This window comes from Streptantibioticus ferralitis, assembly GCF_029223525.1.
Classification (GTDB): Bacteria; Actinomycetota; Actinomycetes; order Streptomycetales; family Streptomycetaceae; genus Streptantibioticus_A; species Streptantibioticus_A ferralitis.
In genome coordinates this window covers 36079-45299 of sequence record NZ_JARHTQ010000046.1, presented here as the reverse complement: position 1 = coordinate 45299, position 9221 = coordinate 36079, and the positions used below count along the sequence as shown (strand labels likewise).

Below are 9221 nucleotides of genomic sequence, written 5' to 3'. Positions count from 1 at the left end.
GGTTGAGCGCCAACCCCCGGGCGATACCGATGCGTTGCCGCTGACCGCCGGAGAACTGGTGCGGATACCGGTTGATGTACTCCGGGTTCAACCCGACGACATCCAGCAGCTCCTGGACCTTCTTGCGACGGTCCCCCTTCGGAGCCACCTCAGGATGGATCTCGAACGGCTCACCGATGATGTCGCCCACCGTCATCCGCGGGTTCAACGACGTGTACGGATCCTGGAACACCATCTGGATGTTCCGCCGCACCGCCTTCAGCGCCCGCCCCGACAGCCGGGTGATGTCCTCACCCTTGTACAGGATCCGGCCCGCGGTCGGCTGCTCCAGGCGCATCAGCAGCTTGGCGACCGTCGACTTACCGCAACCGGACTCGCCCACGATGCCGAGGGTCTCGCCCTGGTAGAGGTCGAAGTCCACGCCGTCGACGGCCTTGATCGCACCGATCTGCTTCTTGACGAGAATGCCCCGTGTGAGCGGGAAGTACTTGACGAGGCCGCGCACTTCGAGAATGGCCTCGCGTCGCTGGCTAGTCACCCAGGCACTCCTTCCAGAAGTGGCAGGCGCTGGCGCGGGTCTGGCTCACCTTGTACAGCGGTGGCACATCGGTGCGGCAGACCTCCTGGGCCATCGGGCAGCGCGGGTTGAACGCGCAACCCGGGGGAATGTTGATCAAACTGGGCGGCAGGCCCTTGATCGCGTACAGCTCCTTGCCCTTGAGGTCCAGACGTGGAATCGACTCCAACAGCCCTTTGGTGTACGGGTGGGCCGGGGCCTTGTAGATCTCGTGCACCGGAGCGGTCTCCACGATCCGGCCCGCGTACATCACCGCGATCCGGTCGGCCACGTCCGCGACCACACCGAGGTCATGGGTGATCAGGATCAGGCCCATCCGCATCTCCCGCTGCAACTCCGCCAGCAGCTCCATCACCTGGGCCTGCACCGTGACGTCCAGCGCGGTGGTGGGCTCGTCCGCGATGATCAGATCCGGCTCCAGGGCCATCGCCATCGCGATCATGATGCGCTGCCGCATACCGCCGGAGAACTGGTGCGGATAGTCCCCGACCCGTTCCTTCGCCGCCGGAATGCGGACCCGGTCCATCAGCTCGACCGCCCGCGCTCTGGCGTCCTTGCGGGACATACCGCGGTGCACCACGTACATCTCACCGAGTTGGTCCCCCACGCTCAGCACGGGGTTGAGCGCGGACAACGCGTCCTGGAAGATCATCGCCATCTTGGCGCCGCGCACCTGGCGGCGCGCCTCGCGATGCAGCGAGAGCAGATCGGCACCCTGGAAGAAGATCTTGCCCTGGGTGATGTGACCGGGCGGCGAATCGAGGATGCCCATGATCGCCTGCGCGGTCACCGACTTCCCCGAACCCGACTCACCCAGCACCGCGAGCGTCTCGCCCGCGTTCACCGAGTAGTTGACACCGTTGACGGCCTTGGCCACTCCGTCCCGGGTGCGGAATTCGACGTGCAGGTCGCGCACGTCCAGCAACGTGTCCAACGGACGGCTCCTCAGCGCAGCTTGGGGTCGAGGGCGTCGCGCACCGCGTCGCCGAGCATGATGAACGCGAGCACCGTGACGCTCAGCGCGGCGGCCGGCCACAGCAGCATGTGCGGCGCGTTGCGGATCTGGGTGGAGGCCGAGGAGATGTCGATCCCCCACGAGACGGTGGGCGGCTTGAGCCCCACCCCCAGGAACGAGAGCGTGGCCTCCAGCGAGATGTACGTACCGAGCGCGATGGTCGCCACCACGATCACCGGTGCGACCGCGTTGGGCGCGATGTGGCGCAGCAGCATGCGGATGGGGCCCGCGCCGAGCGCTCTCGCCGCCTGTACGTAGTCATTCTGCTTCGCGGTGATCACCGCACCGCGCGCGATACGGGCGATCTGCGGCCAGCCCAGCAGCACGATGAAGCCGACCACCGGCCAGACCGTGGCGTTGGTGACCACGGAGAGGAAGACCAGGCCGCCGAGGATGATCGGAATGCCGAAGAAGATGTCGCTGACCCGGGAGAGCAGCGCATCCCACCAGCCGCCGAAGAATCCGGCGAACCCGCCGAGGACACCGCCCAGCAGTGCGGCCCCGGCGGTGGCGCAGACGCCGACGGTCACCGATGCGCGGGCTCCGTAGACGGTCCGCGTGTAGACGTCGCAGCCCTGGGTGTCGAAGCCGAAGGGGTGGCCGGGCGCCGGGCCCAGTAGCGACTTGTTGATGTCGCAGGCGAGCGGATTGCCGGTGGCGATCAGTTGCGGCCAGATGGCGATGACCACCAGGAAGACGATGAGCAGCGCGGAGACGATGAAGACCGGGTTGCGGCGCAGATCGTGCCAGGCGTCGGACCACAGACTGCGCGCCCGCGCGGTGGGCGCGGTGGCCAGGCCGATGGACACCGCCTCGCTCGCCGCGAAGTCCATGGTGCCGCCCGCACCGGCGTTGCCGATGGCCTCGGACGCGGTCCGTCCGTTCGGTGGAGTGAGCGGCTCAGGCATACCGGATCCTCGGGTCCAGGACCGCGTAGAGCAGGTCGACGAGCAGGTTCGCCACCAGGAAGACGATCACCAAGATGGTGACGAAGCCGACCACCGTAGGGGAGTTCTGCCGCAGGATCCCCTGGTAGAGCTGGTAGCCGACACCATGGATGTTGAAGATCCGCTCGGTGACGATGGCACCGCCCATCAGGGCGCCGACATCGGTGCCGATGAAGGTGACCACGGGGATCAGCGAGTTGCGCAGCAGATGCCGAAGGATCACCCGACGGCGCGGCAGCCCCTTGGCGACGGCGGTGCGTACATAGTCGGCGCGGGTGTTCTCCGCGATGGAGGTCCGGGTCAGCCGGGTGACGTACGCCAGTGAGACCAGCGCCAGGACGACACCCGGCAGGATCAGCTCGTTGAACGGCGCAGCGGCGGAGACCGATGGATTGACCACCCCCCACTTGACGCCGAACAGGAACTGCAGCACATATCCGCTGACGAAGGTCGGGATCGACACCACGATCAGCGTCAGCACCAGCACCCCGGTGTCCACCGACCGACCCCGGCGCATTCCGCTGATGATGCCGAGGATGATGCCGATGACCCCCTCGACGATGACCGCCACGATGGTGAGCCGAATGGTGAGCGGCCAGGCGGAGCCCATGAGTTGGAGCACCGGTTGGCCGGTGAAGGCCGTGCCGAAGTTCCCCTGGAAGATCTGCGCCATGTAGTGCGTGTACTGCTGCCACAGCGGGTGATCGAGATAGAGGTCCCGGCGGATCTGCGCCGCGGTCGCCGGGTCGGGGGCGCGGTCGCCGAACAGCGCGGCGACCGGATCGCCCAGTGCGTACACCATGACGAAGATCAGGAAGGTGCTGCCGACGAAGACCGGGATCATCTGCAGCAGCCGCCGGATCACATAGCGTCCCATGGAGCCTTTCCCAAAGTGATTCAGCCGACGGTGATGTCGTTGTAGACCGGGACGCTGAACTGGTTGAGGGCCACGTTCGAGATGTTGGAGGAGTAGCCCGCGTTGCCGTTCTGGTACCACAGCGGAATGGCGGGCACCTGCTGGGCGAGGATCTTCTCCGCGTCCTGGAAGTCGCCGACCGCCTTCGCGCTGTCGGATTCGGCGTTGGCCTGGTCGACCAGCTTGTCGAAGTCGGCGTTGGACCAGTGCGAGTCGTTCGAGGAGCCGCCTGTGTAGTACAGCGGCTGCAGGAAGTCCTGGATCAGCGGGTAGTCCATCTGCCATCCCGCGCGGAACGGGTTGGTCTCCGACTTGCTGGTGATCTGGTTGCGGAAGTCCGCGAACGTACCCACCGGAGCGCCCACGCACGCCCTGTCGTTGCCGAGGGAGTTGTTGATGCTGTTGCAGACCGCGTCGACCCATTCCTTGTGCGAGCCGGTGTCGGCGTTGTAGCCGATCTTCATCTGGCCGCCGGGCAGGCCGCCGCCTTCCTGGATCAGCTTCTTGGCCTGGCTGGGGCTGTAGGTGCACACGCCCCCGCACAGTCCCGCCTTGTAGCCGCCCTTGTCGCCGAGGACCGGCGAGGTCCAGTCGGTGGCCGGGGTGCGGGTGTTCAGGAAGATCTTGCTGGTGATCGAGGCACGGTCGATGGCCATGGAGATGCCCTGCCGCACCTTCTGCATGCTCGTGCCGTTCCAGCGCGGGTCGTACATCGGGAAGGCGATGGTCTGGATGATGCCGGCCGGCTGGTTGATGTAGCGCGGCCCCAGATCCCTTTTGACATTGCGCAGTTGGGTGGCCGGAATGTCGTCGACCAGGTCGATGTTCCCGGCCTGCAGATCGGTGTACGCGGTGTTGCTGTCGGTGTAGACGCGGAGGTCGACACCGCCGTTCTTGGCCTTGTCGTCACCGGTGTACCCATCCCATTTGCGCAGCCGCATGATGGAGCCCTTGGTGTACGAGTCGATTGCGTACGGGCCGTCGCCGACCGGTTTTTGCAGCCAGCCCGCGTGGTCGGTGAAGAAGGTCCTGGGCAGTGGATAGAACGCCGAGTAGCCGAGGGTGTCCGGCCAGGTGGAGAACTTCTGGCTGAGTTTGACGGTGAAGGTCTGGTCGTCCTTGACCACCAGTCCCGACATGGCCTGCGCGGTCGGATTGCCGGAACCGGGGTGGACCTGGCCGTATCCGTCGATGTAGCTGAAGAAGCTGGAGTTCAGCTGCTTGTTGGTGACCAGCGCCCCGTAGTTCCAGGCGTCCACGAACGAATGCGCTGTAACCGGCTCACCGTTGGAGAACTTCCATCCCGGCTTGAGCTTCACCGTGAAGTTCTGCTGGTCCGACGTGCTGATGGAGTCGGCGATCCAGTTCTGCGCGGCGCCGGTCTTCGGGTCGTACTTCTTCAACCCGCGGAAGACCATGTCCAGGACCTTGCCGCCCTGCACCTCATTGGTGTTGGCGGGTTCCAGCGGATGCTGCGGATCACCCCAGGAGGCACGCACGATGCCGTTCGCCCCGCCGCCACCGCCACCGCCACCACCGCAAGCGGTGGCCGTCAGCGCGATGGCTGACGCACAGACGGCCCACTTCAGGCGTGCGGATCCGGACATCGGGTGGCCTCCTCGGGGCTCATGTCACACGTAGCCCCAAATAACACCCAATGGGTGATCTTCCGCGCCTTTCTGGCAGTCGTACACGCGGAGATCGCGACAGAAACCCCTCGTATGCGGGAGTCGTCGCGGTGTCCGGCCACCGCCACACCGTCCGTACGGCGCCGCGGCCCGGAACGGCGATGAGGGCGCCCCCCGTCCGGGGAGCGCCCTCATTCGCTTAAGGCGTGGCTCACGCCGCGCCGACCACGTCCTTCTCCTCCGCGAAGTGGCAGGCGCTCTCGTGCGCGGCGGGCGAATCGACGCCCTTGAACCGCTCCGGCACCGCCAGCAGCGGCGCCTCGGTCGCGCACTTGTCCTGCGCCTTCCAGCAGCGGGTACGGAACCGGCAGCCGGACGGCGGGTTGGCCGGGGACGGCACATCGCCGGTCAGGATGATCCGCTCGCGGTGCTCGCGGGACTCCGGGTCCGGGACCGGCACGGCGGACAGCAGCGCCTGGGTGTACGGGTGGGTGGGGTGCTCGTAGATCTGCTCGTCGTCGCCGATCTCCACCATCTTGCCCAGGTACATCACACCGACGCGGTCGGAGATGTGCCGGACGATGGACAGGTCGTGCGCGATGAACATGTACGACAGGTCGAACTCCTTCTGGAGCCTGCCCATCAGGTTGATGACCTGCGCCTGCACCGACACGTCCAGCGCCGAGACCGGCTCGTCGCAGATGATGATCTCCGGGTTGAGCGCCAACCCCCGGGCGATACCGATGCGTTGCCGCTGACCGCCGGAGAACTGGTGCGGATACCGGTTGATGTACTCCGGGTTCAACCCGACGACATCCAGCAGCTCCTGGACCTTCTTGCGGCGGTCCCCCTTCGGAGCCACCTCAGGATGGATCTCGAACGGCTCACCGATGATGTCGCCCACCGTCATCCGCGGGTTCAACGACGTGTACGGATCCTGGAACACCATCTGGATGTTCCGCCGCACCGCCTTCAGCGCCCGCCCCGACAGCCGGGTGATGTCCTCACCCTTGTAGAGCACCTGGCCGGAAGTGGCCCGCTCCAGGTTCATCAGCAGCTTGGCGACCGTCGACTTGCCGCAGCCGGACTCGCCCACGATGCCGAGCGTCTCACCGCGGTACAGGTCGAAGCTGATGCCGTCGACGGCCTTGACCGCCCCGATCTGCTTCTTGACGACGATCCCCTGCGTCAGCGGGAAGTGCTTGACCAGGTCCCGCACCTCCAGAATGGCCTCAGCCATCGAGGGTCTCCTTCCAGAAGTGGCAGGCGCTGGCCCGCGTGTCGCTCACGGCCGCCAGCGGCGGAACGTCCGTACGGCAGACGTCCTTGGCCGCCGGGCAGCGCGGGTTGAACGCGCAACCGGAGGGAATGCGCAGCAGGTTGGGCGGCAGGCCCTTGATCGCGTACAGCTCCTGGCCCTTGAGGTCCAGGCGCGGGATCGACTCCAGCAGCCCTTTGGTGTACGGGTGGGCCGGGGCCTTGTAGATCTCGTGCACCGGAGCGGTCTCCACGATCCGGCCCGCGTACATCACCGCGATCTTGTCGGCCACGTCCGCGACCACACCGAGGTCATGGGTGATCAGGATCAGGCCCATGTTCATCTCGCGCTGCAACTCGGCGAGCAGGTCCATCACCTGGGCCTGCACCGTGACGTCCAGCGCGGTGGTGGGCTCGTCCGCGATGATCAGGTCCGGCTCCAGGGCCATCGCCATCGCGATCATGATGCGCTGCCGCATACCGCCGGAGAACTGGTGCGGATAGTCCCCGACCCGTTCCTTCGCCGCCGGAATGCGGACCCGGTCCATCAGTTCGATGGCCTTGACCTTGGCGTCCTTCTTGGACATGCCCTGGTGCACACGGAACATCTCACCGAGCTGGTAGCCCACGCTCAGCACGGGGTTGAGCGCGGACAGCGCGTCCTGGAAGATCATCGCGATCTTCTGGCCACGGATCTTCCGGCGCTCCTCGGCGGACATCTTGAGCATGTCCTGGCCGCGGAAGAAGATCTCGCCCTGCGGGATCCGGCCGGGCGGCATGTCGAGGATGCCCATGATCGCCTGCGCGGTCACCGACTTGCCGGAGCCCGACTCGCCGAGCACGGCGAGCGTCTCGCCCGCGTTCACCGAGTAGTTGACACCGTTGACGGCCTTGGCGACGCCGTCCCTGGTGTGGAACTCCACATGCAGGTCGCGGACTTCGAGCAGCGGCGCCGTAGCGGCGTCGGCCGCCTCGGGACCGGTTTTCTCCAGAATGGTCATGAGACGACGCCTCCTCAGCGCAGCTTCGGGTCGAGGGCGTCGCGCACCGCGTCGCCGAGCATGATGAACGCGAGCACCGTGACGCTCAGCGCCCCCGCGGGCCACAGCAGCATGTGGGGAGCGTTCCGGATCATCGTGGACGCCTGGGAGATGTCGATGCCCCAGGAGACCGTCGGCGGCTTCAGGCCGACGCCGAGGAACGAGAGCGTCGCCTCCAGCGAGATGTACGTACCGAGCGCGATGGTCGCCACCACGATCACCGGCGCGAGCGCGTTGGGCGCGATGTGGCGCAGCAGCATCCGGCTGCTGCTGGCGCCGAGGGCGCGCGCGGCCTGTACGTAGTCCTGCTGCTTGGCGGTGATCACCGCACCACGGGCGATACGGGCGATCTGCGGCCAGCCCAGCAGCACCATGAAGGTGACGACGGTGGTGATCGAACCGCCCTTGATCACCGAGAGGAAGACCACGCCGCCGAGCAGGATCGGGATGCCGAAGAAGATGTCGCTGATCCGGGAGAGGATCGCGTCCCACCAGCCGCCGTAGAACCCGGCGAGGCCGCCGAGCACGGAGCCGAGGATCGTGGCGCCGAGGGTGGTGAAGATACCGACCGCGACCGAGGCGCGAGCCCCGTAGACGGTACGGGCGTAGACGTCGCAGCCTTGGGTGTCGAAGCCGAACGGGTGCCCGTTGGCCGGCCCCATCTGGGACTTGCCCAGGTCGCACGCGTACGGGCTGGTGCTGGTGATCAGGCTCGGCCAGAGCGAGATCGCGATCAGGAAGAGGATCAGCAGCGAGGAGATGTAGAAGACCGGCTTGCGGCGCAGGTCGTGCCAGGCGTCGTTCCACAGGCTGCGCGGCGCGTCGCGCTGCTCCGGCGCCGCCGCGGCGGCGACCGCCTCGACGGGAGTCGGAACCTGGTCCGCGACCGGGGAGTTGGTGGTCTCAGGCATACCGGATCCTCGGGTCCAGGACCGCGTACAGCAGGTCGACGAGCAGGTTGGCGGCGAGGAAGACCAGCACCAGGATGGTGACGAAGCCGACCACGGTCGGCGGGTTCTGCCGCAGGATCCCCTGGTACAGCTGGAAGCCGACGCCCTTGACGTTGAAGATCCGCTCGGTGACGACGGCGCCCGCCATCAGGTTGCCGATGTCGGTACCGAGGAAGGTGACCACGGGGATGAGGGAGTTGCGCAGCAGGTGCGCCGAGATGACCCGGCGGCGCGGCATGCCCTTGGCGACCGCGGTGCGGATGTAGTCGGCGCGGGCGTTCTCGGCCACCGAGGTACGGGTCAGTCGGGCCACGTACGCCAGCGAGACGCCCGCCAGCACGATGCCGGGCAGGATCAGATCGCCGAACGGAGCGCCGTCGGCGACCGCCGGGTTGGCCAACTGCCACTTCACGGCGACGAAGTACTGCAGTAGGTAGCCGGTGACGAAGACCGGGATGGAGATCATCAGCAGCGTGAAGCCCAGCACGCCGGTGTCGGCGAACCGTCCGCGGCGCATACCGGCCAGCAGACCGAGCGCGATGCCGATGATGCCCTCGATGGCGAACGCCACCAGGGTGAGCCGAAGCGTCACCGGGAAGGCGCTGCTCATGAGTTGGGTGACCGGCTGGCCGTCGAACGCGGTGCCGAAGTCGCCGCTGAAGATGCCCTGCATGTAGTGCAGGTACTGCTGCCACAACGGGTGGTCGAGGTAGAGGTTGTGGCGGATCTGGGCCGCTGTCGCCGGATCCGGCGCTCTGTCGCCGAACATGGCGGCCACCGGGTCGCCGAGCGCATAGACCATGACGAAGATCAAAAGTGTGGTCCCGATGAAGACCGGAACCATCTGGAGCAGTCGCCGGATGACGTAGCGCCCCATCTGCCCTCCAGGGA

Annotated in this window: 9 protein-coding genes; all 9 read right to left on the bottom strand. The window is 66.7% G+C overall.

Annotation, left to right across the window (positions count from 1 at the left end; genetic code table 11):
• Positions 1-538: ATP-binding cassette domain-containing protein (locus P2L57_RS36780; RefSeq protein ID WP_275822325.1), on the bottom strand; the 538-nt coding region annotated here is incomplete at its 3' end.
• Positions 531-1502, bottom strand: coding sequence for an ABC transporter ATP-binding protein (locus tag P2L57_RS36775; RefSeq protein ID WP_275822329.1), 972 nt, complete (start codon positions 1500-1502; stop codon positions 531-533). The genes P2L57_RS36780 and P2L57_RS36775, both read right to left, overlap by 8 nt.
• A 20-nt stretch (positions 1503-1522) precedes the next feature.
• Positions 1523-2500 (bottom strand): ABC transporter permease, encoded by a 978-nt coding sequence (locus P2L57_RS36770; protein WP_275822324.1) that lies wholly within the window; start codon positions 2498-2500, stop codon positions 1523-1525.
• Entirely contained in the window at positions 2493-3416 is a 924-nt protein-coding gene (locus tag P2L57_RS36765) for an ABC transporter permease (protein WP_275822322.1), read from the bottom strand. Before P2L57_RS36765 ends, P2L57_RS36770 begins: the two co-directional genes overlap by 8 nt.
• Positions 3417-3436: 20 nt before the next feature.
• Positions 3437-5062 carry a peptide ABC transporter substrate-binding protein gene (locus P2L57_RS36760; protein ID WP_275822320.1) on the bottom strand — a complete coding sequence of 542 codons (1626 nt, stop codon included), beginning with the start codon at positions 5060-5062 and terminating at the stop codon, positions 3437-3439.
• 232 nt (positions 5063-5294) lie between these two features.
• Positions 5295-6323 carry an ABC transporter ATP-binding protein gene (locus P2L57_RS36755; RefSeq protein ID WP_275822318.1) on the bottom strand — a complete coding sequence of 343 codons (1029 nt, stop codon included), beginning with the start codon at positions 6321-6323 and terminating at the stop codon, positions 5295-5297.
• Complete coding sequence (locus P2L57_RS36750; protein WP_275822316.1) at positions 6316-7341, bottom strand: ABC transporter ATP-binding protein; 1026 nt, start codon at positions 7339-7341, stop codon at positions 6316-6318. The genes P2L57_RS36755 and P2L57_RS36750 overlap by 8 nt, the downstream gene beginning before the upstream one ends.
• 14 nt (positions 7342-7355) lie before the next feature.
• Positions 7356-8291, bottom strand: a complete 936-nt coding sequence (locus P2L57_RS36745; RefSeq protein WP_275822314.1) for an ABC transporter permease — start codon at positions 8289-8291, stop codon at positions 7356-7358.
• Positions 8284-9207, bottom strand: a complete 924-nt coding sequence (locus P2L57_RS36740; protein ID WP_275822312.1) for an ABC transporter permease — start codon at positions 9205-9207, stop codon at positions 8284-8286. Before P2L57_RS36740 ends, P2L57_RS36745 begins: the two co-directional genes overlap by 8 nt.
• Positions 9208-9221: the final 14 nt, after the last annotated feature.

Bases quoted from the DNA above. Each gene is read 5' to 3' on its own strand.
- P2L57_RS36755 (WP_275822318.1), bottom strand. From the start codon at position 6,323: ATGGCTGAGGCCATTCTGGAGGTGCGGGACCTGGTCAAGCACTTCCCG.
- P2L57_RS36745 (WP_275822314.1), bottom strand. From the start codon at position 8,291: ATGCCTGAGACCACCAACTCCCCGGTCGCGGACCAGGTTCCGACTCCC.
- P2L57_RS36765 (WP_275822322.1), bottom strand. From the start codon at position 3,416: ATGGGACGCTATGTGATCCGGCGGCTGCTGCAGATGATCCCGGTCTTC.
- P2L57_RS36750 (WP_275822316.1), bottom strand. From the start codon at position 7,341: ATGACCATTCTGGAGAAAACCGGTCCCGAGGCGGCCGACGCCGCTACG.
- P2L57_RS36740 (WP_275822312.1), bottom strand. From the start codon at position 9,207: ATGGGGCGCTACGTCATCCGGCGACTGCTCCAGATGGTTCCGGTCTTC.
- P2L57_RS36760 (WP_275822320.1), bottom strand. From the start codon at position 5,062: ATGTCCGGATCCGCACGCCTGAAGTGGGCCGTCTGTGCGTCAGCCATC.
- P2L57_RS36770 (WP_275822324.1), bottom strand. From the start codon at position 2,500: ATGCCTGAGCCGCTCACTCCACCGAACGGACGGACCGCGTCCGAGGCC.